The organism is Halomonas alkaliantarctica (genome assembly GCF_029854215.1).
In the GTDB taxonomy this organism is placed as follows: Bacteria; Pseudomonadota; Gammaproteobacteria; order Pseudomonadales; family Halomonadaceae; genus Vreelandella; species Vreelandella alkaliantarctica_A.
This window is the reverse complement of record NZ_CP122961.1, coordinates 2,674,091-2,698,669: the sequence shown is the minus strand read 5'-3', so window position 1 is coordinate 2,698,669 and position 24,579 is coordinate 2,674,091. Positions and strand designations below refer to the sequence as shown.

Here is a 24,579-nt window from a genome sequence, read left to right as displayed (position 1 = left end):
GTCCGCCTTGCAGCGTTTTTAATCAGGACATGATGTCATGCTAGTAAATAGAACTCGTTATCGAAAATATGCCGCTGCGGCTGGCATTTTACTCAGTGTTACCAGCTTCAATGCCACGGCCCAATCCGCGAATCAAGCCTGGGTGACCGATGAGTTAAGCACCTATGTGCGCAGCGGCCCAACCGATGGTTACCGCATCATTGGCACGCTCAATGCAGGTGAGCAGGTAGAGGTGTTGGAAACCAGCGGTGACTATACCCGAGTGCGCAACAGTGATGGCAATGCGGTCTGGGTGTTGAGCAATGAGCTTCAAGAAACACCCAGTGCGGTTGAACAGCTACCTGCGTTAGAAGCCCAGGTAGAGGAACTCACCGCCGAGCTTGAGGGTATCAATGAAACCTGGGAACAGCGTACGGCCTCAATGACTGAGACCCTAGAGTTGCGTGAGAGTCGCATTGCCGAGCTTGAGGCCAGCAACCAAGAGCTGGATGCGCAAGCGGAGCAGTCCCGTCGGCAAGTTAGGGCGCTCCAAGCGCGGCTGGAGACCCAGGAAGAAGACCTGCTGATGCGCTACTTCATGTATGGCGGAGGTGTTGCTGGTGCGGGCTTGTTGGTGGGCCTGATTGTGCCGCATCTTCCTCGTCGGCGTAAGAAGCGTGACCGTTGGTTTTAAAGGCACGATAAGTCTCCTCAACGGATAGTGCAATCGACTTCACGGTGGCCAAATAATGAGCGATCAATGGCGCAAGCGCTGGCAGGAAGGGCGTATTGGTTTTCACCTGCAGCAGGCGCATCCAGCGTTGCTGCGCCATTGGAAGTCGCTCGGCGTGGCCAATCGCACCAAGGTGTTGGTGCCGCTGTGCGGTAAAAGTCTTGATATGCGCTGGTTGGCGGATGAGGGGCACCCAGTTTTAGGTATAGAGTTTGCCCCAGAGGCCATTGAGCAGTTTTTGCTACAGCGCAGCACATCGGTATCCCGCTACCGTCAGGCAGGGTTTACGATTTCCCGCCAAGGCAGCGTGGAGTTATGGTGCGGTGACTTTTTTCACCTGCATATTCAGCAGGCTGCCGAGATTGGCGCGTTTTATGATCGCGCCTCGCTGATAGCGTTACCGCCACCAACTCGGCAGCGCTATGCGTTTCACCTTGCGCAGTTGGTGCCGCCCGGCGCCAAAGGCCTGTTGATTAGTTTGTCGCATACCGATGGCAGTGCGGGCCCGCCTTATAGCGTTCCCGCTGGCGAGATAGAAAGCCTGTTTACTCCAAATTTCACGCTAACTTTTCTGGAAGAGGGCAGCCCTGATGAGCGCGGCCGAACGGAGAGTGTGTGGGCGCTAGAACGACGCGGGCCGCGCCTCTAGTGGTAAAAGACGCAGCCCGAGTCTGAAGTGATTCTGTGAAGAAGGAACTTCTCAACGTGCGAGTAAACGACCCAATTCCGGATCGCTAAAAGCACGGTTCATACCATCGCTAAGCAGATCGCTTAACATTCGCGCGTTGCTGTCGGCATCGGGTTTAAGGGCATAGCCCTGGGTACGGCGCGAGGTGTATGTGCCGGTATAGGTAGTGCCCTTGTTTTGAGCGATAGCGCGTAAAACACCTTCAAGTCGCGCTTCGTCTACCAATGGCTGGCCGCTATCACCGCGTGCGTAGTTCAGACTGGCAAGCTCCAGCGTTAAGCTTGGGCGGCCCTCGGCCTGCTCGGTGGTGGGGCTAAAGCCCATATCGCGTACTGCGCGCTCAGCTTCTTGCTGTAAGCGCGGTATAAGCTCATGGCTACTCACGGTAATGTGGGCTGTCGACATGTCGCCGCCAGCACGGTTGCCAATAATGTCGCTCTCACGGCCATCCTGGGCAATCACAGTAACCTGCTGGCCAGAGCCGACCTGCGGCACCTGCGCACTGCGTTCAGGGCTGAGCTGTAAGTATTGCGGGCTGGTGCAACCGGCAAGCCATGCACTGGCAAGCAGTACACCTGAAATCCGTAAAAAGTGACGCCGAAGCATGGTCTTCCTCCGCTATGGCTAAAAGGCCAGTATAACGCGGGTAGCGCGCTGGCGGTATGTTCTGGCGTTGCGGCTTTGTTCAGCTACTTTTAACGACTCATTGTTTATTGCAATGGCACGGCCGCTGCTATTGCGAAAGAAGTGAAGTCAGCTAGTGCGCTAGGCTGTTTTTTGAGAATCGGGACTCACGATTAGCCAAACGGAAAGTAAAACGATAAAAGAGCCAAGTAAGAATCCGCTGGAAATCGTTTCATCGAGGACTAAAAAGCCCCATAACACAGCGAAGGGCGGCACCAAGAATGTAACGGTGAGCGACCGTAATGGCCCAATGTCAGCGATCAATCTAAAATACAGAATATAGGCTAGAGAGGTGCATACAAAACCGACGGCCAGCAGGCTGATCCAAACATCACCTTGAAGCCAATCAATGCCGGGGCCAGATGAAAGGTTCCAAAGCAAAAATGGCGCGAGAAAAATGGTCGCGCCTAGTTGGCTGCCAAACGCCACTAACGTTGGATCCAGCCCGCCCTGTTGGGTTATCCATTTTCTAGTAAGAAACCCCGCAAAGCCGTAACCAATAGTGGCTATGATGCAAGCAGTAACGCCAATATAAATGTTACCAACGATATTTGAATCACCCACAGTGGTAATAACTGTGATACCGACAATTCCTAGCGTTACTCCCAGCCATTTTTTTATAGTTAAACTCTCGCTAAAGATAAAAAAGCCAATCAGGGCACCTGTTAAAGGCGTTGTCGCATTTAGAATCGCTGAATAGCCAGCAGGTAGTAATGTTGCTGCTATGCTGTACATAAGAAATGGGATGCCAGAGTTAATGGCACCCAAAATCATAATTTTGCCTAGCTTACCTCTGAACGCCATGCTTTTACGTATGATAACGATGATAAAAGCCAAACCAATGAGGCCAAAAAAGACTCTAAAAAATGCTGTGTTGACTGGACCTATCGCCGGTGAGGCGATTCTCATAAAAAGAAAGCTAGCTCCCCAGATAGCTGCTAGCGACAGTAGTCGTATATAGTCTATTGCTCTCATTTTGTGCCCCATTTCAATGTTTTCCATTAGCCAAAAGACCCGGCCAGACCCTGGAGCTTTGCCCCATGGCGTTCAGTATTGCTTCCCTGTTAGTGTGAGAAAAACCCGTTTCTTGCTGTCTTTGCAATGAGCACACAATAGGCACAGCTATGACGTATACAGATCTGTTTGAAAACGACGATATGAAGTTGATTAATCTGCTTTCACAGGATGGGGCGGCTTATTACCACGGCAAAATCCTAGACGCTTTTACTGCTGATATGTATTTAAGTAGGTGTATTAGCGAACTAAGCTGGGAGCATGATCGCGCGTTTATTTACGGCAAAGAGATCGTTACAAAGAGGAAAATAGCCTGGTATGCAGATAAACCGGTTTCCTATACCTACTCTGGCTACACAAAAAGGGCGTTGGTGTGGCCGGACTTTTTGTGTGAGCTTAAGCAGGTCGTGGAGAGCCACTGCGGAGAGGTATTTAATTCGTGCCTGGGTAATTTGTATAGTTCAGGCGAGGAAGGCATGAGCTGGCACAGTGATGCCGAAAAAGACCTTGTTGAGAATGGGGCAATCGGGGCGTTGACCTTAGGCGGCGAAAGGAAGTTCTCGTTTAAACATAAACAAACAGGGGAGAGTGTGTCGCTTACCCTAGAGCACGGCAGTTTATTAATTATGAAGGGGGCTACTCAAGCCAACTGGCTGCACAGTCTTCCTAAAACTAAGAAAGATGTTGGGCCCCGGGTAAGCCTAACCTTTAGGCAAATGCGCTAGTCATTGGCTTTGGCAGGATTGGTATCAGGCTCAAGGCTATTGTGGGAGGGCGCTTTAGCGCGCGAAGGGTGTTGAAAACACCCCAAGCTGGCAGCCCCAACATTCGCGAGCTGAAGTTCCCTCCCACAGTTGTCGCGATTAGGTTGAAAGCTTGAGTGGTCGCGAGCTAAATCAGTTGCCCACGTGGGGCAACTGCCGTTGCATTAAGCGACGTGGCTTTGTTGCGTCGGTTTCGGCTCGGTCTTGGGGAAGCGTCGCCAGTGACGGGGGTGCGCGAATAAGCGTTGCCCGCGGCGTAGCGCCAAGTGCTCAAAGTCAGTGTGGCGCACGGTAGCGAGCCAAGGCTGGGCGAGCCAATCAGCCTCTAGCTCCACGCGCACTTCGGCGCCCACCGGCGAGATCGCCGTGATCGTAACCGGTAGATGGCTCTCAGAGGTAGGTTGCTCGGTCAGCCGCACTTCATGGGGGCGCAGCAGCAGCTCTTCATGGCCATCAGGGAGATCAACGTGCCAATAGGCGTCGCCGCAGGTGAGTACGCCGTTGGTCACTTTGCCTTCCAAATGGTTCACATCACCTAAAAACTCAAACACAAAGCGATTTTTCGGTGTGCGGTAGAGCTCATCGGGCGTATCAACCTGTTCGATGCGGCCGTTGCTCATTACCACCACACGGTCAGATAACTCCAGCGCTTCTTCCTGGTCGTGGGTAACGAAAACACTAGTGAAATTGAGCTCGTCGTGTAAATGACGCAGCCAGCGGCGTAGCTCCTGGCGCACTTTGGCATCGAGTGCGCCAAACGGTTCGTCCAGCAGCAATACTTCCGGCTCCACGGCGAGAGCGCGGGCCAGCGACACCCGCTGCTGCTGGCCGCCCGAAAGTTGGGCAGGGTAGCGATTGGCAAGGTGCTCCAGCTTGACCATTTCCAGCAGCCTAAACACCCGGGCACGAATCTCTCCGCTGCTGGGGCGGCGTTTACGCGACAGCACGGTCAGACCGAAAGCCACGTTGTCGTAGACACTCATATGGCGAAATAACGCATAGTGCTGGAAGACAAAGCCAATCCGACGGTCGCGCACATGTACGTTGGTCACGTCGCGGTCGCCAAACAGGATTTTACCCGGCTGGGCGGTGCGGTCAGCATTTTCCAGGCCGGCGATAATCCGCAGCAGCGTGGTCTTGCCCGAGCCCGACGGGCCGAGTAAGCCTACCAATTCACCTTCGTGAATATCCAGGTTGATCGGCTCTAACGCCTGGGTATTGCCGAAGTGTTTAGCGATATTGTGTAAGTGAATGCTCATGCAAATGCCTCCCGGCGCGCTGCGCGCCATTCCAGCCCGGCCTTGGCGGCGAGCGTCAGTAGGGCAATAAAGGCGAGTAGGGCCGCGCAGGCAAACGCCCCCACGGCGTTATAATCCTGATACAACTGCTCAAGGTGCAGGGGTAGCGTATTGGTTTTGCCGCGAATAGCGCCAGAGACTACCGAGACAGCGCCAAACTCTCCCACAGCCCGGGCGTTAGTCAGGATAACGCCATAAAGCAGTGCCCAGCGGATGTTGGGCAGCGTAACGCGACGGAAGGTCGTCCAGCCGGAAGCGCCCAGGGTTACCGCCGCCTCCTCTTCACGGGAGCCTTGAGCCTGCATCAACGGGATCAGTTCCCGGGCCACAAAGGGGCAGGTAACAAAAATGGTCACCATGAGAATGCCCGGCCAAGAAAACATCAACTGAATATCATAGCCGTCCAGCCAATTGCCGATCCAGCCGTTGCGGCCATACAGCAGCAGGTAGATAAGGCCAGCAACAACGGGCGAGACTGCAAAGGGAATATCGATCAGGGTTTGCAGAATGCGCCGCCCCGGAAAACTGAAACGCGTGACCAGCCACGCCAGGGCAACGCCAAATACCAGGCACACGGGAATGGTCAATAGCGCAATCATCAGCGTCAGACCAATCGCGTGCAGGGTGAAGGTGTTACTGACGTTCGACCAGAACACCATGACGCCCTGGGAGAACGCCTGAGCAAAAATGGCCACCAGCGGCAACAGTAAAAACAGCGCTGATAGCACCAAGGCGGCACCTATCAGCAGGCGCCGGATAAGCGGCGCATCACCAATTCGACGCATTACCCCTTACCTCCATGCAGGCGGCGCACAAAGCGGCCCTGCCAAACATTAATCGCCAGTAGCAGCGACAGCGAGACAAACAGCACCACCGAAGCAATCGCCGAGGCCCCTGCATAGTCATACTCTTGCAGCTTGACGAAAATCATCAGTGCGGTGATCTCCGTTTCGTAGGGCATATTACCGGCAATAAAAATGATCGCTCCGAACTCGCCCAGCGAACGAACAAACGCCAGCCCCGTGCCGGTCACCAAGGCAGGCCAGATATGCGGCAAGATCACGCGGCGAAAGGCCACCCCGTCGGTGGCACCCAGCGACATAGCGGCTTCATCGACCTCAGCGGGCAAGTCTTCCAGTACCGGCTGCACCGTGCGCACCACGAAAGGGATGCTGGTGAAGGCCATGGCCAGAGCGATACCCACCCAGGTATAAGCGACTTGAAACCCTAGCGGCTCCAGCAGTCCACCCATCCAGCCGCTGCTGGCGTAAAGCGTTGCCAGGGTAATGCCGGCCACGGCGGTGGGCAGTGCGAAGGGGAGATCCATTAAGGCATCAAGTAAGCGCTTGCCAGGGAAGTCGTAGCGAACTAGCACCCAGGCCAGTAACAGGCCAAACACGGCGTTAATTAGCGCCGCAACGGCTGCCGCGCCAATGGTGACCATATAGCTGGCCACTACACGACCTTCGGTGATGATCGCCCAGTATTCGGCAAGGCTAAGCCCTGCTAACTGGCCAAACAGGCCGGTAATCGGCAACAGCAGCACCAGCGAGATAAACAGTACGCTGATACCCATAGAAAGGCCAAAACCCGGCAGCACGCGTGTGCTGCCGGTTCGCCAGGTGGCAAGTTGACTCATAGTTCAGGCTGGCTCATGAGTGAATATTAGCGGCGCTGTAGCTGGTCGAGAAGGCCGCCACCCTCAAAGTGGGTCTCCATCGCCTCATCCCAGCTACCAAACACTTCATTCACCTCAAGCAGTTGGGTTTCCGGGAACTGGTCGGCGAACTCTTCGACCACAGTCTCGTTATGCACCCGGTAGTTGAAACCCGCTAGCAGGCGCTGCGTCTCTTCCGTGTAGAGATACTCTAAGTAGCTTTGGGCCAGATCGCTGTTACCGTTGCGCTCAGCGTTTTCGCCAACCACGGCAACAGGGAATTCAGCCAAGATGCTGACCGGCGGTACAATCACCTCGTAATCGTCGCTGCCGTACTCGCTGCGGATGTTGTTAACTTCAGACTCGAAGCTAATCAGCACATCGCCAATTTCACGCTCGATAAAACTCGTGGTTGCGCCACGGCCGCCGGTATCAAATACCGCTACATTGGCTAAGAAAGTACGCATGAAATCTTCGATTTGCTCTTCATCGCCATCGAATTCGTTCTCGGCAAAGCCCCAGGCAGCTAGATAGGTGTAGCGGCCATTACCCGAGGTTTTCGGGTTAGGGAAGACCACTTCTACATCTTCTTGGACTAGATCGTCCCAGCTTTCGATGCCTTTGGGGTTGCCTTTACGTACCAAGAAGGCAGTGGTGGAGTAGTAAGGCGACGCATTATTTTCAAAGGCATCTTGCCAATCTTCGGCTACCAGCCCTGCATCGGCGAGTACCTGTACGTCGGTCACCTGGTTAAAGGTCACCACATCGGCACGCAGACCCTGCAGGATGGCGCGGGCTTGGGCTGAAGAACCGCCGTGAGATTGGCTGATGGCGATCTCTTCACCGTGCTCTTCCTGCCACTTGGCTTGAAACTCTGGGTTGATCGCGGCAAACAGTTCGCGAGCGATATCGTAAGACGAGTTGAGCAGTTCCCGCTCCTGGGCAACGGCGGTACCACTTACCGTAACGCCTAGCGCAATGGCAACCAGGCTGCGGCGGAAAATTGTGGGCAATGCCATAGAAAAACTCCTTAAAACAGTTAGCGCAAAGTATCGCCAAAAAGTAGTGTCGCAATATCGGTAAGGGTAAATCTATCAATGTGGAATTACAATTATGTTTTATATTCTATTTAAGAATATGAGTGTGCGTAGATGACCAATGCAAAGGCGTGTGAGTGATGGGCTTGGTGGGTGGCTCTGTTAAGATAGCCAACTCATTCCCCTGTTAATTTAGGAAAGTGTTATGACCGCTGCGCAGGACTTTTTGATTGCCCCCTCTATCCTTTCCGCTAACTTTGCGCGGCTTGGCGAGGAAGTGGATAACGTGCTGGCTGCAGGCGCGGATGTGGTGCACTTCGACGTAATGGATAATCACTATGTACCCAATCTCACTATTGGTCCCATGGTGTGCAAAGCATTGCGTAAGCACGGAGTGACGGCGCCGATTGATGTGCATTTGATGGTTAAGCCGGTAGACCGCATGATCAGCGAGTTTATTGAAGCGGGCGCCAGCTATATTACCTTTCACCCCGAAGCGTCTGAGCACATTGACCGCTCGCTGCAGCTAATTCGTGATGGCGGCTGTAAAGCAGGTCTGGTGTTTAATCCGGCTACACCGCTCTCCTACCTCGACTATGTGATGGATAAGATCGATATGGTGCTGCTGATGAGCGTTAACCCAGGTTTTGGTGGGCAATCCTTTATCCCTGGTACGCTTGATAAGCTACGTGAAGCGCGGGCGAAGATTGATGCGTCAGAATTTGATATGCGCCTGGAAATCGACGGTGGGGTGAAAGTGGACAACATCGCCGAGATTGCCGCAGCGGGCGCCGATACCTTTGTGGCGGGTTCCGCCATTTTCAGCGCCCACCAAGCCAGCGACCCGCACGGCTATGACACGGTGATCAAGCAGATGCGGGCGGCGCTGGCCAGGTAATAAGCAAGTGTTGTTTAGTGCAATTTCATACGCGGCTTCAAATAGCGATTAAGCTTATCGACCAGCCACGCTAGCCCCGTCTTCGGCGCCCCATGAATAGAGAGCTGGTGCATCCGATAGAGCGATGCATAGGCTTGGCGTGCCAGCCAGCCCTCTAAAAATAGGCCGCGGGAGGCGGAGCTGCGCATTAAATTGCCCACAGCATCGTAGCGGGCCAGCGATACCAGTGAACCATGGTCACGGTAGCGAAAATCGGCGAGCGGTTTGCCTTCGAGTTGATTGACCAGGTTCTTGGCGAGCAGCTTAGCCTGCTGGTGAGCCGCCTGGGCGCGAGGGGGAACGGCGCTATCTTCCCCCATCGGGCAGCTGGCGCAGTCGCCGAGGGCAAAAATCTTCTCATCATCGACGCTCTGCAGGGTGCGTTTTACTTCAATTTGGTTTTTCTTATTCGTCGTTAGGCCTAGCTCAGCCAAAAACGGTGGCGCCTTGATACCTGCTGCCCACACGTTGATGTCGGTCTTGATCACTTCATCGTCACCGGTGATTAACTGATGTGCATGAGCTTCTTTAACCGCGGTGTCGGTGTGGATGGTTACGCCCATGCTCTCAAGCTCTGTTTTAACCGTTTGGCTAACCCGCTCGGAAAGCCCCGGTAGTAAGCGCGGTGCTGCTTCCAGCAGGTGAACGCTGATTTGCTGGTTATCCAATGCCGTCACTCCATAAGCATTGAGCATGCGCGAAGCGTCAAATAATTCGGCTGCAAGCTCTACGCCCGTCGCGCCGCCGCCCACAATGCCAATGGTCAACTGAGTATGCTGGCGAAGATTGGGGTCGGTGTAGCGCAAAAAGGTATTGATCATATCGCGCTGGAACGCCTTGGCCTGCTGGGGCGAATCAATAAAATGGCAGTGCTCTGCCACGCCGGGCGTACCGAAATCATTGGAAACGCTGCCTATGGCCATGACCAGGTAGTCATAGGAAAGCTCGCGGGCGGGTAGCACTTCTTGACCATCTTCATCATGGATTGGCGCTAACTGCAGCGTCTGCTGCTCGCGATCTACTCCGCTTAGAGAGCCGCGCTGATAGCGGTAGAAGTGAGCAGATGAATGCCCGCGAAGATCCACCTCATCCATGCTGGAATTGAGTACGCCGGTGGCCAGTTCGTGGAGCAGCGGTTTCCATACGTGGGTGGTGTTGCGATCCAGCAGCACGATTTCTGCGCGTTTGCGCTTACCTAAGGTGCGGCCTAATCGCGTGGCGAGGGCTAAGCCGCCCGCACCGCCGCCAACAATCACGATTCTGGGAGTGGGCATATCACTACCTCCTTAACTAAATTAGCCACAGCATAGAAGGTTCTTACGCTTCTGACTAATGCGAACATTTGCCCTAAGCAGGTAAGATGGTTTTCTAATGAAGATGAGGCAGAGAGCATTGAAAGCGCATCCAATACACTATTCAGAGTTACACACAATACTACAGGGTAAACGGCTAGTTGCGTTCGACTTGGATGGCACGCTAATCGATTCAGTGCCCGACCTTTCCGCCGCAGTGGGGAAGATGTTAAACGAACTTGGCCTGCCTTCGCCGGGCGAAGCGAAGGTCCGAGACTGGGTTGGCAATGGGGCGCCGGTATTAGTGGAAAGGGCACTGGCCTGGGCGTTGCAGGACACATCTGAGCCAACGCCTTGTTACGAACGACAACAGCGTGCCTATGATGCGTTTATAGAGTACTACGGCGCGGCACCCAATACCCTGACAACGCTCTACCCTGGGGTAAAGCAAGCGCTAGGGGCGCTGCATCAGCAGGGTATGACTCTGGTGCTGATTACCAATAAGCCAGAGCGCTTTATTGAGCCGCTGCTAAAGCACTTCGAGCTGCTGGACTTTTTTACCCTATGGCTCGGCGGTGATTCTCTAGCAGAAAAGAAGCCCCACCCATTGCCGCTGCTGCACGCTGCGCAACACTGCCAAATATCGCCAGCTGAGTGTGTGATGGTCGGCGATTCACGCCACGATATTGCTGCCGGTAAGGCGGCGGGCTTTACCACCCTGGCGCTACCCTATGGTTATAACCACGGTGAGCCGATTGAAAACAGTCACCCCGATTTAGTGCTTAGTTCGTTAACCGAATTGCTAATAACCCCTCCCCGAGGAGCCTAGCGATTGATTAAATGCCAAGGGCAAGTTACTCAGCCGTAGCGCCACCTAGAGCGGTGTGCATGACCTCTGCGTTATGGTGCAGCATATCTGAGTAGTTGGCTGCCGGGCCGTCTTCACCGCTCAGCGAGTCGACATATAGCGGTCCTGCCAGGGGAAGCGATGACTCCCGTGATAGGGCGTCCATATGAATACTGGGCGTAGTGCTTTCAAAAAACAGCGCTGGAGGGCGTGGGCGATTATTAGCAAGATATTCGCTCATATTGGCCATTGCCTCGGCACTGCCTTGGGTTTCGTGATTAACACCCCACACCCCTTGGGCTTCAAAGTCGTAGGCACGGGCGAAATAGCCAAAACCTGCTTCACTGGTCAGTAACGTGCGGTTAGTTTGTGGAATCCCCTCGAGGCGCTCTTTCACCGCTAGATTCAGATTATCCAGCGCCTTGCGAGCCTGTTCAGCACGGGTATAAAATTCGTCGGCCTGGTCGGGAAGATGCTCGGCGAGGGTCTCGGCAATGACATCAATGTAGGCCGCAGCTCCCTCCGGATCCATCCACATGTGGGGGTCTGGCTCGCCCTGATACTCACCAGTCGAGATCATTAGCGGCGTGTAATCGGCCTTTTTGGCCACTTCCACAAGCGTTAATTCATCGTCAGACATCGCTTCAATATGGCGTATCCAGGGTTCTAGCCCAAGTCCGTTATAAAACACGATTTGGGTCTCTTCGAGTGCCAGTACGTTGGGCGGGGTTAGCTCCCAGCGGTGAACATCTTCACCTCGTGGAACGATGACGTTGACACTAACCGTATCGCCCGCCACTCGTTTGACCAATTCTTCCATGACCGAAAAAGAGGCAATAACGCGTAATGTTGTGCTGGCATAGGCTGGCGCAGTGCTTATCAGCGCGACGCATAAGAGCGTACACACCCAGGTAACCCGCTTTGACATCCCACGCTCCTAACTGGTTAAAAAGGCTATCTAAAAAGACGGCAGATAATAAAGACTGCGGTGGCTGGTTGCCAGTTCCGATACAGCGCCAGGCCGAAACAAGTATTGCTCAAGGCAGAATACTCTCAAGTGGAAAGGGCCACTATGCTGAAAAGAGCCTGTATTTCACTCCTAAACATAGCGTTCCTTATGACCGTCCGAATGGTTTCTTCTTTGGCGCATCGACTTGGTCATCCAAAGCTGTGATCTATTGCCCGGAGTGCTGGTAGTCGAAAGGGGAGGCAGGTTGACACTTAACCCCTGCAAGGAAGTGCTCGGTTGCGTTATCATCACTCTATCAACAGATTTAATCTGTGGTCGAAATGACGCAATGGAGCAAATGGGGCAATGGCGCAAGCTCAGTCGGTGCACAAACAGCCATCACAGCAACAGGCAGCGCCGAAAGTGGTGATGATCGATAATTACGACAGCTTCACGTTCAACATTGTCCAGTACCTGGGTGAGTTGGGCGCGGAAGTGATCACTCACCTCAATGATGACATCACCATTGAGCAAATCGAAGCGCTGGCGCCGACGCATTTGGTGGTATCGCCGGGACCCTGCACTCCCAACGAGGCTGGAATCTCCATGGCCGCCATTAAACACTTTGCAGGTAGGCTGCCTATTTTAGGTGTCTGCCTGGGCCATCAGGCGATTGGCCAGGTTTATGGTGGCAAGGTCGTGCACGCTCCGAAGGTTATGCACGGCAAAACTTCTGCCGTCCTGCACGCTAACCAGGGCGTATTTGAAGGGCTGGATAATCCTGTTGAGGTTACCCGCTATCACTCCCTGGTGGTCGATAAAGCGAGCCTGCCCGACTGCTTAGACGTCACTGCCTGGACAGGCGATGACGATGTAACCCCCGGTTTAGTCATGGGGTTTCGTCACCGCGAGCTGGATATTGAAGGGGTGCAGTTTCACCCCGAGTCGATTCTTACCCGCCAAGGCCACGAGCTGTTGGCCAATTTTTTAAAACGCGGCTGATGGCCGGTTTCACACGCTTTTAGGGGCCCCTCTGCTCATGCAAATGCGAGATGCGATTAATGCGGTGATGCGCCGCGAAGACCTCTCTTTCGATGCCATGCACGCCTTGATGCGCCAGATCATGACTGGCGATGCCAGCGATGCGCAAATCGGTGGCCTGCTGGTAGGCCTAGCCATGAAAGGCGAAAGCGCCGTTGAAATTAGCGCCGCGGCTCAGGTAATGCGCGAGCTAATGAAGCGCGTTGAACTGAATGCTGAAAACATCGTGGATATCGTCGGCACGGGTGGCGATGGCGCCAACCTGTTTAACGTTTCCACGGCTGCCAGTTTTGTCGCCGCTGCCGCTGGTGCCCATGTAGCCAAACACGGTAATCGCAGCGTTTCGTCGTCTTCGGGCAGCGCTGATCTGTTTGATGTGGCGGGTATCTACCTGGATCTCAAACCTGACCAGGTAGCGCGCTGTATCGAACAGGTGGGCGTAGGCTTTATGTTTGCACCCAATCATCACCCGGCCATGCGCTATGCCATTGGTCCGCGCCGGGAAATGGGCGTACGCACGCTGTTTAATATTTTGGGCCCGTTGACCAACCCTGCTGGTGCGCCCAACCAGGTGCTGGGTGTTTACGCCCCAGAATTAGTGCCATTAATGGCGGAAGTGCTGAAAACCTTGGGCAGCCGCCACGTGATGGTCGTCCATTCAGAGGACGGTCTGGATGAGATCTCTCTGGCCAGCCCCACCTTGGTAGCTGAGCTAAAAGAGGGTGAGATTACCCAATACACCATTACGCCTGAAGAACTGGGCATTGAGCGCCAGAGCCTGGCAACGCTGAAAGCCGCCAGTGCCGAAGACAGCCTGCGCTTGGTCAAGGCAGCGCTTTCCGGTGAAGATGCCGCTGCCGATATGGTCGCGCTAAACGCCGGGGCCGCGCTTTACTGTTCGGGAGTCGCGGATACCTTAAAAGAGGGTGTGATGGTGGCCCAGGACGCGCAAGCCTCCAAACTGCCGCTTGAGAAACTTAAAGAGCTTTCTCACTTCACCAGCGTGTTTAAGCAGTAAGTTTTTCAGCATAAGTTCTTAAACAAGAAGAGATCAACATGACTCAACAGGCAACGCCAACTATTTTAACGCGCATTCTGGCTCGCAAAGATCAAGAAGTAGCTGAGCGTCGTCAAGCGGTCTCGGAATCCGATCTGCTCGCCCTCGGGGAGCAACAGAGCGCCCCGCGCGGCTTTATTGAGGCGCTTAATACGCGCATCGCCACAGGTGATCCTGCGATTATCGCCGAGGTGAAAAAAGCCTCACCGTCAAAAGGCATTATTCGCGAAGAGTTTCACCCCTCGGATATCGCTAAAAGCTACGCCCAGGGCGGCGCTGCCTGTCTGTCGGTGCTCACCGACGCCGACTTTTTTCAAGGCCACGAAGACTATTTGATCGCTGCTCGTGATGTCTGCACGCTGCCGGTGATTCGCAAAGACTTTATCACCTACGGCTATCAAGTCAGTGAAGCACGGGCGATTGGTTCGGACTGCATACTGCTGATTGTTGCTGCCCTGGACGATGCACAACTGCGCGACCTGCACCAGCAGGCCAACCAGTTGGGGATGGATGTATTGGTCGAGGTGCACGACGCAGAGGAGCTTGAGCGCGCCCTGGCGCTGGATCTAAAGCTGGTCGGCATCAACAACCGCAACCTGCATACCTTTGAAACCAGCCTGAATACCACTCTGGATCTGCTGCCGCGCATTCCAGAGGGCGTCACGGTGATTACCGAATCGGGTATCCATACCCGCGATGACGTTGAGCTAATGCGTGACCACAACGTTAACGGGTTTCTGGTTGGCGAAGTCTTTATGCGCGAAAGCGATCCAGGCTTGGCACTTAAGCGGTTATTCTTTTAACGCCGCAGCTTGTTAGCTCGCTGACCGTTTGGTTCTCCAACTGAGCACGGCAACAGTAAGCGCGGGTAAGAAGGTGACGGTGACAATTGCCGTACCGAGCAGCCCAAATAGCACAATGGCACCGACGCCGCGGTAAAGCTCGGTGCCTTCCCCCGGTAGAAACACCAGTGGTGATAGCCCGCACAGGGTGGTAAGCGTCGTCATGGCAATCGGCCGTAAGCGACTCTCTACTGCCTGTTGAACGGCCTCACGAAGGCCCATCGATGCTGTGCGTAGATTCTCCCTCGCCTGATGAACCACCAGTATCGGGTTGTTGACCACTGTCCCCATCAGAATCAGAAAGCCCAACATGGTGATCATATCGAACGGCTGGCTGATGGCATTCAAGCCGATTTTCGGCAGCTGAGCGCCCACCGTATTCATCAGCCACAGCCCTACAATCCCCCCGGCGGCACCTAACGGAATAGTGGCGAGAATCAGCAGCGGGTAACCCCAGTGGGCAAAAATCGCCACCAGCAGCAGATACACAATCGCCAACGCGATTAACGCATTGCCGGTAAGTGCCTGGCGGGTGGCGTCTAACTGATCCCCCGCGCCGGTCACGCTGACATTAATGTTGGCGGGTATGACGCCCTCATCGCGCAGTGGGTCGATCACCTCCCGCTGCATCCGCTCGATGCCGGCTTCCAGTGCCACGCTGCGGGGTGGAATAACGTCCAGCGTGACGCTGCGGCGGCCATCCACCCGCCGAAGGGTGGCTGTTCCCACGGTTTCGCGAATTTCGGCAAGGGTATTGAGCGGCACGCTCACCCCAGAAGGGGTATAGATAGGCAGGGTAGCGAGGGCGTCCAGGTCGATATCGCCCGCCTCGGGGCCATAGCCGTAAAGGTCGATTTTCTCGTCATCGAGGTAAAAGTCATCCAGGTAGGCGCCGTTGGTGAGCACCGCGACGGTGGTGCCCAATGCGTTGGTATCCAGGCCGACTTCTGCGGCGCGCTCCCAATGGGGATACACCTCAATCAGCGGCTGGCCAAGATCCAGGGCGGAGGGCCGCGACTGAATGCGCGGGTTGTCAAACACTGTCTCGGCGCGCTGATAAATCGCATTGGCGGTGGTGTAGAGTTCGTTTAGATCGTTGCCAGCAATATCCAAAGTGATACTGCGCGTTCCGCCGTCATTGCTGGAGATAATTGAGCCGCGGGCGGCAAAGGCGCGCATGTCCGGGTATTTCTCAAAGCGCCGGGTGAGGGCGTCCATCAAGGCTTCAATATGGGTGGGGTCGATGGTTTCCGCAATGATCCGCAGGCTTTGGGCTTCGGCTTGAATGCCCATGGTGCGAATCGGCGGGATGTCGGTATCGCCGCGCTCGAAGCGCTCCGGCTCAGCGCCCACATGGGGCTCTAACTCCTGTTGCAGGGTTTGGGCAATCGCATCCATGGTGGCCAGGTTGTAGCTCGCCGGGGCGTTCATACTGGCAAAGGTTTTGGCCTCCTCGCCTTCGGGCAGGTATTCCGCCGGGGGCGTCAGCCAGACAAAAATGCCGATACCACCCACGATGCCCAGCAGGATAGAGAGAAAGCGTCGGGAAGCCGTACGAATCATGCCATCCACCACCCACAGGCAGCCGCGTACCCAGCGTGGCGATGAGTTTGAAGTACTCTCCTTACCGCGAAAATCGATATGTGCGCCCAAGGTGGGAATAACGGTAATGGCGACCACCATGGAGACAATAATTGAGGTCGAGATGGCCACCGCAATATCAGAGTAGAGCTGCCCGGCTTCCTGCTGAATAAAGAAGATCGGCACAAAGACTAAAATAGTGGTCAGCGTTGAGGCGAGCACTGCTGGCCACACTTGCTTGACGCCCTCGAGAGCCGCTTCAAAGCGTGCCAGCCCACGGCGGCGCTGGGTCTCAATGCTTTCCAGCACCACGATGGTGTTATCAATGGTCATGCCAATGGCGAAAGCAACACCCGCCAGCGAAATGACGTTGAGCGTGCGGCCCGCCAGCAGCAGGCCTAGAAAGGCCGCGATGGTGCAGATGGGAATGCCGATCACCCCGGCCACGGTCGCGCGGGCAGAGCGAAGAAAAGCGTACATCACCAGGGTGGCAAACAGCGCGCCCAGGCCCAGGTTGACCCAAACATTGGCAATCGACGACTCCACGTAGCGCACGTCGTCGCTGGAGAGCGTCATACGCATACCCTGCTCGGCTAGCAGGCCTTGATTAAGCGCCGCGACTTCATCGAGCATGGCGCGCTTGATATCGATCACATTGGCGCCCGGTTCCCGGCGCACCTGTACGCTCAATACCGGCTGTCCGTCAGAGCTGTAAGCGCGGGATGTGAGTTCGGCGTAGGATTGGCGCACCTCGGCGACATCGCTTAGCCGGGTAACCGCGTCGCCGTTGCGGTTGAGGATCAACGCTTCAAGGCTTTCAACATCCTCAAAGCGGCCCACGGTTCGCAGCAGGTAGCGGCGTTTGCCGCTCTCTAGATTGCCGCCGGAGACATCCTGGTTGCGGGCCAGAAGGGCGGCCTGAATATCAGCGATACTCAGTTCACGGGCGACTAGCGCTTCGGGGTCGATCAGCAGTTGCATTTGCCGCTCGGCTCCACCGGAAACCGTGACTTCCGATACGTCAGCAACGCTCTCTAGGCGCGGGCGGACGTTATCTTCCAGGTAGTCGCGCATGGCGGGCATATCGAGCTGGCGCGGATTGCCCTCCCGAGGGCCAACGTTATAGTACATAAAGGCGTTGGCGGAAAAGGAGTTGGCGACGATGCGCGGCTGATCGACATTGTTGGGGTAGGAGGGCACCTGGCTTAGCGCGTTGTTAACCCGAATCAATGTTTCGGTGAGATCGACGCCAAAGGGGAACTCCAGCTCGATTTCGGCGCTGCCGCTGCTGGCGGTGGACTCCATGCGCTGTAGGTTGGGCACATTGCGCAGGAACTCCTCTTGCTCGATCAAGATATCCTTTTCAATATCCTGCGGCGTGGCACCCGGCCACTGGGTCTCGATACCCACCACGCGGGTTTCCAGATCGGGGATCATCTGTACAGGGATGCGCCAGATGGCGGCGATTCCCAGAATCAGCAGGATCAGCGTAATAACGCTAACCAAGATACCGTGACGAATAATGGCAGCAAACATACGCGGGTATCGCTCCTTTAGTCGTCGCTCAGGGACACGGTTTGCCCCTCTTCAAGTCGCTCATTACCGACGACGATCACGCGGTCTCCCGGTGATAGGCCCTCATTGACGGCGACCTCTCCCTGGTAGCTGCTGCCGATCTCAACCCGCTGCTCAAACGCCTGCCATTTGTCATCGCTCTGGCGTGCTAGCCAAACGCTAACGCTGCCATCTGGGCGTCGAATGAGGGCATCTCGCGGCACGCTGGGCCCGCTTTCGCCATTAAGTTGCAAACGGCCTTCCACCGCCATACCCGGTAGCATTTCAAGTGGTGTTTCCGGCGCCGCGCGAAGCAGAAACTGCCTTGAGCTGGCATCGATGGGGATGCGCGCGAGGGTGCGCGCCGGGTGCCATTGATCACTGCCTTCTAAGCGCACCTCTAATTGAGAGCCCTCAAAGCGTTGATAGGCGGAAAGCGGCACCGAGAAATCTAAACGAAGGGAAGCTAAGTCGATCAAGGTGAGAAGGGTGTCGCCAGGGTTGACCCACTCACCGATATTGCTCTCCCGGTGGGTGACCATGCCATCAAAGGGCGCGCGGATCTGGTGACGCTCGAGCTGCAGTTGGGCTAGCTCGTAGTCGGCTCGGCGCGCTTCAAGGGTGGCCTGGGCCGCCGCCAGAGCGCTTTCACGCTGGCGGCGCTCGCTGGCGGCAAAGTTTTGCGCCGAGAGCTGGTTGGCTTCGCTGACTAGGCGTTGCGCTTCGTCACGTTCGGCTTCGGCCTGAGCTAGATCCGCGCGGGCGCGCTGGGTTTCCAGGCTAATATCTCGGGTATCGAGTGATAACAGGGGCTGGCCTTGAGTGACTGCGTCGCCCATTTCAACCGTTAGCTCGCTGACCTGACCGGCTTCAGCGCTAGACAGCTGAGAGGTTTTTGGGGCGCTAACGCTGCCGGTAAGCGGCAGTATCTCAATCCGCGGAGCCTCCACCACTACCTGCGTCTCAACACGGTTTTCCTGAGCGACCGCGAGGGCCGCTAGGGTCAGGGTTAAAACAGCGCCTGTGCCTAGGCGAGTCAAGGAGGGAAGTAGAGATAACAAGGCAGCTCCTGAAAAATAACAATCAATAAACAGCATGACAGTTTTTTCCACCGCACGCTGTTAGCTCCCTCAACGTTATACAAGATTTAATGTTTGTACAAATTTTAGCTGCGCTTTAGGGCGATGAGTAGCGCCTGCAAAGGATGCAGCAGAACTTGTTCCGAGTAGCGCTTTACCTGGCTGCGGCAGGAATAGCCCGTGGCTAGCAACTTGCCTGCGCTGTTTTTGGCTTCCACTTGGGGCTGCCACGACTGGGCATAGATCGTTTTTGACGTAGCGGCGTTGCGGGTTTCGTGGCCGTAGGTGCCGGACATACCGCAGCAGCCGGTGGCCACTAGCTCAAGCTCCAACCCAAACGCCGCAAACACCTGCTGCCACGCTTTGGGACTGCCCGGCGCGTTGGTTTTCTCGGTGCAGTGGGAGAGCAGCTTAAACCCTGGGTCGGTTAGCTTAAGCTGGTTGGGCGCAAGCGTGTTTATCCGGGTCGCCAGCCACTCCTGTAGCATCAGCACCTCCGGCACCGCCTCATCGCCTAGCGCTTTGACGTACTCCTGGCGATAGGTGAGCGTCATCGCCGGGTCGATGCCCACCATGGGGATATCAAAGCGGGCCAACGTGCGTAGCCGTTCGGCCTGCTTGGCGGCGGTGCGCTCGAAGGCGCCCAAGAAGCCCTGAACCTGGAGTGGTTTACCGTTCGCCGAATAGGGCATCACGAACACGCGTAGATTGAGACGCGAGAGTAGCTCTACCACGTCCATGACCAGCTTGGCTTCAAAGTGGGTGGTAAAGGCGTCCTGGACAATAATCACGCTATTGGCGCGCTGCTGTTCGGTTAACAGGGCCAGTGAGAGCGGCGTTGCTTCGGCGACGCCCCAGGCGTTGAGCTGCTTTTTAACGCTGGCCCGCGAAAGCGCCGGGGAGTCGCTTATGCCCAGTGTGCGACGCATCAGTTGCTCTACCCAGCGCTGGCCAATCACGGCGTTATACAGTGGCGCAGCCTTGGCCAGAGTGGGAAGCATAAATTCAGTTCCGCCAATCACGTAGTCGCGCAGCGGGCGCAGGTAGCGGCCGTGGTAGACCTCCAAAAACTGTGAACGGAACTGAGGGACGTTGACCTTAACCGGGCACTGTCCCGCGCAGGACTTACACGCCAAACAGCCCGCCATGGCGTCATAAACGTCGTGGGAGTAGTCGTGGTGCTGCTTGCGGCTTAGGGTGTTCGCCACCCGCAGCGGAAAGCGTTTAATAAAGCCCCAGCCACCTTCGGCTTTCTTCTTGCGTGACTCTTCCACCACGTCGATGCCCGCTTTGGACTGCAGGCGTAGCCACTCGCGGATCAGGCTGGCGCGGCCTTTGGGCGAGTGGCGGCGATCCCGCGTCGCTTTCCACGATGGGCACATGGGGTCATCAAGGTCATAGTTGTAGCAGGCGCCGTTACCGTTGCAGTACACCGCGGCGTCGTAGGCCTGCCAGGCACGCTCATCGATGGTGCGATCAAACTGGCCGCGCATGGGCACACCATCGACCTTCAACAAATCGGGGTCGCTATCTTTGGCGATTAGTTCGCCGTTTTCGGCAGGTGAAGCTATTTTGCCGGGGTTAAGCTGGTTATAGGGGTCAAAAGCCGCTTTTACCCGCTGTAGGCTGGGATAGAGTTCGCCAAAGAACGTAGGCGAATATTCGGAGCGTACGCCCTTGCCGTGTTCGCCCCACAGCAGACCGCCATATTTCTGGGTCAGCGCCGCCACTTCATCGGACACCGCACGTATCAGTTTTTCCTGCTCGGGATCCTTCATATCGATGGCGGGGCGCACGTGCAGTACACCAGCGTCTACATGGCCAAACATCCCGTAAGAGAGCCCTCGGGCATCCAGCGCGGCGCGAAACTCGGCGATAAACTCGGCCAAGTGCTCCGGCGGTACGGCGGTATCTTCGACAAACGGAATCGGCCGTTTCTCGCCCTGCACATTGCCGAGCAAACCCACCGAGCGCTTGCGCATTCCGTAGACTTTCTGGATCTGACTGCGCCCCTCGGCCAGGGTGTAGCCCAGGCGTTCGACGGTGGTATCTTGGCTTAGATGCTCGGTGAAGGCGCGTACCCGTTCGGTGAGGGCGCTCTCATCGTCGTCATTAAATTCGATCAGGTTAATGCCGCGAATCGCCGTGTTAGCGGTCGCCGGGAAGAACTCCGCCACGCTGTCCCAGACAAAGTCCTCCATGGCCAGTTGCAGCACGCTGTCGTCGATGGTCTCAATCGAGGTAGGCTTCGCGCTGGCAGTCATTAATGCCTTTGCATCCCGCAACGCATCCATAAAGCTGGTATAGCGAACGTTGACCAGGGTGGCGTGCTTGGGAATCGGCAATACATTGAGGACGGCTTCGTTTAAAAAGCCCAGCGAGCCTTCCGAGCCGCACAGCAGGCTGTTGAGGTTGAGCTGCCCCTCGTCGTCGCGCAGGTGAGCCAAATCGTAGCCGGTTAAGCAGCGGTTGAGCGGCGGGAACTTGGCTGCAATCAAGTCGCGCTGTTGGTCAATAATCTCGGCAGCGGTGGTATGAACGCGGCCCAGAATGCCTTCCTGCTGGCACTCAGCCTGCTCTTCATCTTGTGTTAACACGCGGCTTTGCAGGTGCTTTCCACCGATCAGAATCGTATCGAGCTCTAACACATGGTCGCGGGTTTTACCGTATTCGCAGCTGCCCTGGCCGCTGGCATCGGTAGAGATCATGCCGCCTATAGTGGCGCGATTAGAGGTCGAAAGCTCCGGAGCGAAAAACAGCCCATGGGGCTTGAGCGCCGCGTTTAATTGATCCTTCACCACGCCTGCCTGGACGCGCACCCGCCGAGCTTCCACGTCAATCTCAATGATCTTGTTCATGTGGCGGGAGACATCCACCACGATACCGTCGGTGAGTGACTGGCCGTTGGTGCCGGTGCCGCCGCCCCTGGGCGTTAATACAATGCTTCGGTGAGTGGTTTGGGCGGCCAGCCGGGTAAGGCGCTCTAGGTCTTCGGCATGCTTGGGGTAGACCGCCGCCTGGGGCAGGCGCTGATAAATCGAGTTATCCGTCGCCAGCACCGTGCGGTTGGCGTAATCGGGCGCGATTTCGCCTTCAAAACCGCGCGTTTTAAGCGCCTGTAGAAAACGTTGATACTCATTGCCCAAGCGTTCGAACGGGGCGGTACGGGTGTCCAGGGATGCAATCATAGTTGATCAAGCCGTCAGTGCCGGGGGCGCAATAAAAGAAGACCGCTACTTTACCGCAGCGGCTGCCCCGCTGCATCTCACGGTAGCGCATTGCTCTGTTGCTTACCCCACACCTTACTCCTCTCCTTAATCCACTCCCAGAGCCTCTTTTACCAGCGCTAATGAGGCGTCCGACATGGGCAGTGTTAGAGCCAGATCGTGGGCGCGGGGCGACATTTTGCGCCAGGTCATCTGCACGATCCGCACCATATGGTCGTGCTCAATCTTGCGCGAAAAGTCGCCAAAGTAGTTCTCTAGAAATACCAGACAGGCGCAATCCTCCAGCGCTTGCACATCGGGGTCTCGGCCTAGGCCTTTCTTGCCAATAATCGCTGCGGCGCGCTCAGCTTCTTTGTCACTGTAGCCTGCGTCGCACATTAGCTGGGCGGTGGTATCGCCTGCGCGCTTACCCTGGTCGCGCCGCCAGGTTAAGTAGCCCACACGCCCTTCGGGATACTCCTCCCGCGGCACTAACCAGCGCTGTAAGTGCTGTGCACGTACGGCTAAGCGCAGCACGTCATCGGGCGCGTCATGCACGCGGTCTAGCCAGTCGCTCATGCGCTGGGCGTAGGCCAGTTCCTGGGGCATGGACATGCCATCGGCAAGCGTCGTGGCGCGCGGATCCTCAGCATGCAGGGCATCGATGGCGGCGAGCGTTTGATCAAAGGCAGTAGGCATGGTTACGTTGCTCGGCTAGAAATGATGCTAGTAGGTTGCCGAGAAACTGTGCGAATCACAACTGCTGTATGAGAGGGGAGGTTATGAAAGGCGGTAAAGCGCAGCGCCCGCTGCTAAGCACAGCGGACGCCTTTTCTTACGCTATAAATGCTAGCGTTAAAGTTAGCGACGGTTGTAGATTTCTTCGTTGAGCTCACCCTCGCTTTTACCTACCAGCGTGGTGACCATTAAATCGCCCGCAACGTTGACGCTGGTGCGTGCCATATCAAGGATCCTATCAATTCCCGCGACCACGGCGATAGCTTCCAGCGGCAGGCCAACTTGGGCCATTACAATCGAGAGCATAATCAGGCCAGCGCCTGGTACGCCTGCGGTACCAATGGAAGCCAGCGTGCCGGTGGCGACAATCATGCCGTAATCCATCATGCTCAAATCAGTGCCGGTCATTTGGGCAATAAATAGCACCACCACGCCCTGGTAAAGCGCCGTACCGTCCATATTGATGGTGGCGCCCACGGGCAGCACAAACCCGGAAACCCCTTCGGGAACGCCCAGGTTTTTCTGCGCACAGCGTATAGAGACCGGCAGGGTGCCCGCAGAAGAGGCGGATGAGAACGCCACGACAATAGCGTCCAGGCTGCCATGCAAGTAGCGCATAGGGTTTAGCCGCCCCAGCAGAGAGATAAAGCCCGAGTAGATCACCAACACGTGAAGTATGCTGGCCAGATATGCAACGCCAATCAGCTTGGCCAGCGGCAGCAATATCTCTAATCCGTACTGGCCGGAGACGTGGGCGATTAAGCCAAAGACGCCGAAGGGCGCAAACGCCATCACAATGCCGGTGAGCTTGTACATTGCCTCGGCAAAGCTATCGAAGACCTTCATGACCGGCTCGCCTTTATCGCCGATCAACGTCAGCGAAATACCTAAACCAATGGCAAACACAATGATCTGCATAATGTTGCCGTTGGCCAGGGCGTCCAGCGGGTTGCGTGGCACTAAGTTAACCAGAATAGAGACCAACGAGGGTGCTTCGTTAGCGGCCACTTCAGAGTCGAAACTTATATCAACGCCTACACCCGGCTGCAGCAGGGTGGAAAGCACCAGACCGATGGAGATTGCAAAGGCGGTGGTGACCAAATAGAGCGTAATGGTACGCGCGCCAATACGGCCCATTTTCTGGGGGTCGCGCATCGAGGTAATACCCACCACCAGAGTGGAGAACACTAGTGGCACAATCAGCATCATAATGGCGTTAATAAAAATATCGCCCAGCGGTTTAAACACGCTGGCGGTCTCACCTAATAGCGCGCCTGCCAAAATACCCAACGCCAAGCCGGCGAGAATCTTCTTCCATAGAGCAATTCGTCGCCACCAGGCAAACTTTCCTTGCTGTGCTGTCTCCTGCACTGCGCTTCTCCTGTCAAAAGTGTTAAAACCTATTATTTATCGATTCGTTAGGCGAATCGGCGGGCACTCTATCACTTTTGGCTAAAGGGCTGGGATAGATATGCCGAGTGGTCATAGCGCATGCGGTAGGTTCAGTCATGCTGCTTAAGCTAGTGGTTTGCCACAATCGACTTAAGTGTGGCGCGGTAAAATTGTTCACTGCTTCGGTCTATTGATATTGCTTAACCAGTG

Annotated in this window: 21 protein-coding genes; 8 read left to right on the top strand and 13 right to left on the bottom strand. The window is 55.8% G+C overall.

Translation table 11 applies throughout. The features are described from left to right. The first annotated feature begins 37 nt into the window (after positions 1 to 37). Complete coding sequence (locus QEN58_RS12365) at positions 38 to 673, top strand: TIGR04211 family SH3 domain-containing protein (RefSeq protein WP_280103947.1); 636 nt, start codon at positions 38 to 40, stop codon at positions 671 to 673. 55 nt (positions 674 to 728) lie between these two features. Then, complete coding sequence (locus QEN58_RS12360) at positions 729 to 1,361, top strand: class I SAM-dependent methyltransferase (RefSeq protein ID WP_280103946.1); 633 nt, start codon at positions 729 to 731, stop codon at positions 1,359 to 1,361. A 51-nt stretch (positions 1,362 to 1,412) separates the two neighbouring features. Here QEN58_RS12360 and QEN58_RS12355 read toward each other — a convergent pair whose 3' ends face one another. Next, complete coding sequence (locus QEN58_RS12355) at positions 1,413 to 2,006, bottom strand: YajG family lipoprotein (RefSeq protein ID WP_280103945.1); 594 nt, start codon at positions 2,004 to 2,006, stop codon at positions 1,413 to 1,415. Positions 2,007 to 2,165: 159 nt separating this feature from the next. After that, positions 2,166 to 3,086 carry a DMT family transporter gene (locus QEN58_RS12350; RefSeq protein WP_280103944.1) on the bottom strand — a complete coding sequence of 307 codons (921 nt, stop codon included), beginning with the start codon at positions 3,084 to 3,086 and terminating at the stop codon, positions 2,166 to 2,168. Positions 3,087 to 3,208: 122 nt separating this feature from the next. On the opposite strand from QEN58_RS12350, the gene QEN58_RS12345 reads away from it, so the two are divergent. Further along, positions 3,209 to 3,823 (top strand): alpha-ketoglutarate-dependent dioxygenase AlkB family protein, encoded by a 615-nt coding sequence (locus QEN58_RS12345; protein ID WP_280103943.1) that lies wholly within the window; start codon positions 3,209 to 3,211, stop codon positions 3,821 to 3,823. A gap of 203 nt (positions 3,824 to 4,026) precedes the next feature. On the opposite strand, the gene QEN58_RS12340 is transcribed toward QEN58_RS12345, so the two are convergent. From QEN58_RS12340 to cysP, 4 genes are read right to left on the bottom strand one after another with little or no spacing between them, the layout of a single operon-like run. After that, complete coding sequence (locus QEN58_RS12340; protein WP_280103942.1) at positions 4,027 to 5,121, bottom strand: sulfate/molybdate ABC transporter ATP-binding protein; 1,095 nt, start codon at positions 5,119 to 5,121, stop codon at positions 4,027 to 4,029. Next, the gene (cysW, locus tag QEN58_RS12335) at positions 5,118 to 5,945 is read right to left on the bottom strand and encodes a sulfate ABC transporter permease subunit CysW (protein WP_280103941.1); all 828 of its coding nucleotides are present in this window, start codon (positions 5,943 to 5,945) and stop codon (positions 5,118 to 5,120) included. The genes QEN58_RS12340 and cysW overlap by 4 nt, the downstream gene beginning before the upstream one ends. Continuing rightward, on the bottom strand, positions 5,945 to 6,799 hold the full coding sequence (gene cysT / locus QEN58_RS12330; RefSeq protein ID WP_280103940.1) for a sulfate ABC transporter permease subunit CysT: 855 nt from the start codon (positions 6,797 to 6,799) through the stop codon (positions 5,945 to 5,947). The genes cysW and cysT overlap by 1 nt, the downstream gene beginning before the upstream one ends. Before the next feature lie 26 nt (positions 6,800 to 6,825). Further along, on the bottom strand, positions 6,826 to 7,836 hold the full coding sequence (cysP, locus tag QEN58_RS12325; RefSeq protein ID WP_280103939.1) for a thiosulfate ABC transporter substrate-binding protein CysP: 1,011 nt from the start codon (positions 7,834 to 7,836) through the stop codon (positions 6,826 to 6,828). Positions 7,837 to 8,059: 223 nt separating this feature from the next. Here cysP and rpe point away from each other — a divergent pair, with 223 nt between their 5' ends. Further along, positions 8,060 to 8,752, top strand: a complete 693-nt coding sequence (rpe, locus tag QEN58_RS12320) for a ribulose-phosphate 3-epimerase (protein WP_280103938.1) — start codon at positions 8,060 to 8,062, stop codon at positions 8,750 to 8,752. Between the two features lie 14 nt (positions 8,753 to 8,766). Here rpe and QEN58_RS12315 read toward each other — a convergent pair whose 3' ends face one another. Continuing rightward, positions 8,767 to 10,065, bottom strand: coding sequence for an NAD(P)/FAD-dependent oxidoreductase (locus tag QEN58_RS12315; RefSeq protein WP_280103937.1), 1,299 nt, complete (start codon positions 10,063 to 10,065; stop codon positions 8,767 to 8,769). A gap of 103 nt (positions 10,066 to 10,168) precedes the next feature. On the opposite strand from QEN58_RS12315, the gene QEN58_RS12310 reads away from it, so the two are divergent. Then, complete coding sequence (locus QEN58_RS12310) at positions 10,169 to 10,912, top strand: phosphoglycolate phosphatase (RefSeq protein WP_280106935.1); 744 nt, start codon at positions 10,169 to 10,171, stop codon at positions 10,910 to 10,912. A 25-nt stretch (positions 10,913 to 10,937) separates the two neighbouring features. On the opposite strand, the gene QEN58_RS12305 is transcribed toward QEN58_RS12310, so the two are convergent. After that, a complete protein-coding gene (locus QEN58_RS12305; protein WP_280103936.1) occupies positions 10,938 to 11,858 on the bottom strand; it encodes a metal ABC transporter substrate-binding protein in 921 nt (306 codons plus the stop codon). Positions 11,859 to 12,245: 387 nt separating this feature from the next. Between QEN58_RS12305 and QEN58_RS12300 the strand changes: the two genes are divergently transcribed. From QEN58_RS12300 to trpC, 3 genes are read left to right on the top strand one after another with little or no spacing between them, the layout of a single operon-like run. Beyond that, positions 12,246 to 12,881 carry an anthranilate synthase component II gene (locus tag QEN58_RS12300; protein ID WP_280103935.1) on the top strand — a complete coding sequence of 212 codons (636 nt, stop codon included), beginning with the start codon at positions 12,246 to 12,248 and terminating at the stop codon, positions 12,879 to 12,881. A gap of 37 nt (positions 12,882 to 12,918) precedes the next feature. Further along, on the top strand, positions 12,919 to 13,938 hold the full coding sequence (gene trpD / locus QEN58_RS12295) for an anthranilate phosphoribosyltransferase (protein WP_280103934.1): 1,020 nt from the start codon (positions 12,919 to 12,921) through the stop codon (positions 13,936 to 13,938). A 38-nt stretch (positions 13,939 to 13,976) separates the two neighbouring features. Then, on the top strand, positions 13,977 to 14,780 hold the full coding sequence (gene trpC, locus QEN58_RS12290; RefSeq protein ID WP_280103933.1) for an indole-3-glycerol phosphate synthase TrpC: 804 nt from the start codon (positions 13,977 to 13,979) through the stop codon (positions 14,778 to 14,780). A gap of 12 nt (positions 14,781 to 14,792) precedes the next feature. Here the strand turns inward: trpC and QEN58_RS12285 are convergent, their stop codons facing one another. The 5 genes from QEN58_RS12285 to QEN58_RS12265 form a co-directional block, all read right to left on the bottom strand. Continuing rightward, positions 14,793 to 17,936, bottom strand: a complete 3,144-nt coding sequence (locus tag QEN58_RS12285) for an efflux RND transporter permease subunit (protein ID WP_280103932.1) — start codon at positions 17,934 to 17,936, stop codon at positions 14,793 to 14,795. 17 nt (positions 17,937 to 17,953) lie between these two features. Continuing rightward, entirely contained in the window at positions 17,954 to 19,015 is a 1,062-nt protein-coding gene (locus QEN58_RS12280; RefSeq protein ID WP_280103931.1) for an efflux RND transporter periplasmic adaptor subunit, read from the bottom strand. Between the two features lie 104 nt (positions 19,016 to 19,119). Beyond that, positions 19,120 to 22,221 carry a D-2-hydroxyglutarate dehydrogenase YdiJ gene (gene ydiJ, locus QEN58_RS12275; protein WP_280103930.1) on the bottom strand — a complete coding sequence of 1,034 codons (3,102 nt, stop codon included), beginning with the start codon at positions 22,219 to 22,221 and terminating at the stop codon, positions 19,120 to 19,122. 126 nt (positions 22,222 to 22,347) lie between these two features. After that, positions 22,348 to 22,938 carry a DUF4202 domain-containing protein gene (locus QEN58_RS12270; protein ID WP_280103929.1) on the bottom strand — a complete coding sequence of 197 codons (591 nt, stop codon included), beginning with the start codon at positions 22,936 to 22,938 and terminating at the stop codon, positions 22,348 to 22,350. A gap of 162 nt (positions 22,939 to 23,100) precedes the next feature. Next, on the bottom strand, positions 23,101 to 24,348 hold the full coding sequence (locus QEN58_RS12265) for a dicarboxylate/amino acid:cation symporter (protein WP_280103928.1): 1,248 nt from the start codon (positions 24,346 to 24,348) through the stop codon (positions 23,101 to 23,103). Positions 24,349 to 24,579 lie beyond the last annotated feature (231 nt).

Bases quoted from the DNA above. Each gene is read 5' to 3' on its own strand.
- QEN58_RS12365 (WP_280103947.1), top strand. From the start codon at position 38: ATGCTAGTAAATAGAACTCGTTATCGAAAATATGCCGCTGCGGCTGGC.
- QEN58_RS12360 (WP_280103946.1), top strand. From the start codon at position 729: ATGAGCGATCAATGGCGCAAGCGCTGGCAGGAAGGGCGTATTGGTTTT.
- QEN58_RS12355 (WP_280103945.1), bottom strand. From the start codon at position 2,006: ATGCTTCGGCGTCACTTTTTACGGATTTCAGGTGTACTGCTTGCCAGT.
- QEN58_RS12350 (WP_280103944.1), bottom strand. From the start codon at position 3,086: ATGGAAAACATTGAAATGGGGCACAAAATGAGAGCAATAGACTATATA.
- QEN58_RS12345 (WP_280103943.1), top strand. From the start codon at position 3,209: ATGACGTATACAGATCTGTTTGAAAACGACGATATGAAGTTGATTAAT.
- QEN58_RS12340 (WP_280103942.1), bottom strand. From the start codon at position 5,121: ATGAGCATTCACTTACACAATATCGCTAAACACTTCGGCAATACCCAG.
- cysW (WP_280103941.1), bottom strand. From the start codon at position 5,945: ATGCGTCGAATTGGTGATGCGCCGCTTATCCGGCGCCTGCTGATAGGT.
- cysT (WP_280103940.1), bottom strand. From the start codon at position 6,799: ATGAGTCAACTTGCCACCTGGCGAACCGGCAGCACACGCGTGCTGCCG.
- cysP (WP_280103939.1), bottom strand. From the start codon at position 7,836: ATGGCATTGCCCACAATTTTCCGCCGCAGCCTGGTTGCCATTGCGCTA.
- rpe (WP_280103938.1), top strand. From the start codon at position 8,060: ATGACCGCTGCGCAGGACTTTTTGATTGCCCCCTCTATCCTTTCCGCT.
- QEN58_RS12315 (WP_280103937.1), bottom strand. From the start codon at position 10,065: ATGCCCACTCCCAGAATCGTGATTGTTGGCGGCGGTGCGGGCGGCTTA.
- QEN58_RS12310 (WP_280106935.1), top strand. From the start codon at position 10,169: ATGAGGCAGAGAGCATTGAAAGCGCATCCAATACACTATTCAGAGTTA.
- QEN58_RS12305 (WP_280103936.1), bottom strand. From the start codon at position 11,858: ATGTCAAAGCGGGTTACCTGGGTGTGTACGCTCTTATGCGTCGCGCTG.
- QEN58_RS12300 (WP_280103935.1), top strand. From the start codon at position 12,246: ATGGCGCAAGCTCAGTCGGTGCACAAACAGCCATCACAGCAACAGGCA.
- trpD (WP_280103934.1), top strand. From the start codon at position 12,919: ATGCAAATGCGAGATGCGATTAATGCGGTGATGCGCCGCGAAGACCTC.
- trpC (WP_280103933.1), top strand. From the start codon at position 13,977: ATGACTCAACAGGCAACGCCAACTATTTTAACGCGCATTCTGGCTCGC.
- QEN58_RS12285 (WP_280103932.1), bottom strand. From the start codon at position 17,936: ATGTTTGCTGCCATTATTCGTCACGGTATCTTGGTTAGCGTTATTACG.
- ydiJ (WP_280103930.1), bottom strand. From the start codon at position 22,221: ATGATTGCATCCCTGGACACCCGTACCGCCCCGTTCGAACGCTTGGGC.
- QEN58_RS12270 (WP_280103929.1), bottom strand. From the start codon at position 22,938: ATGCCTACTGCCTTTGATCAAACGCTCGCCGCCATCGATGCCCTGCAT.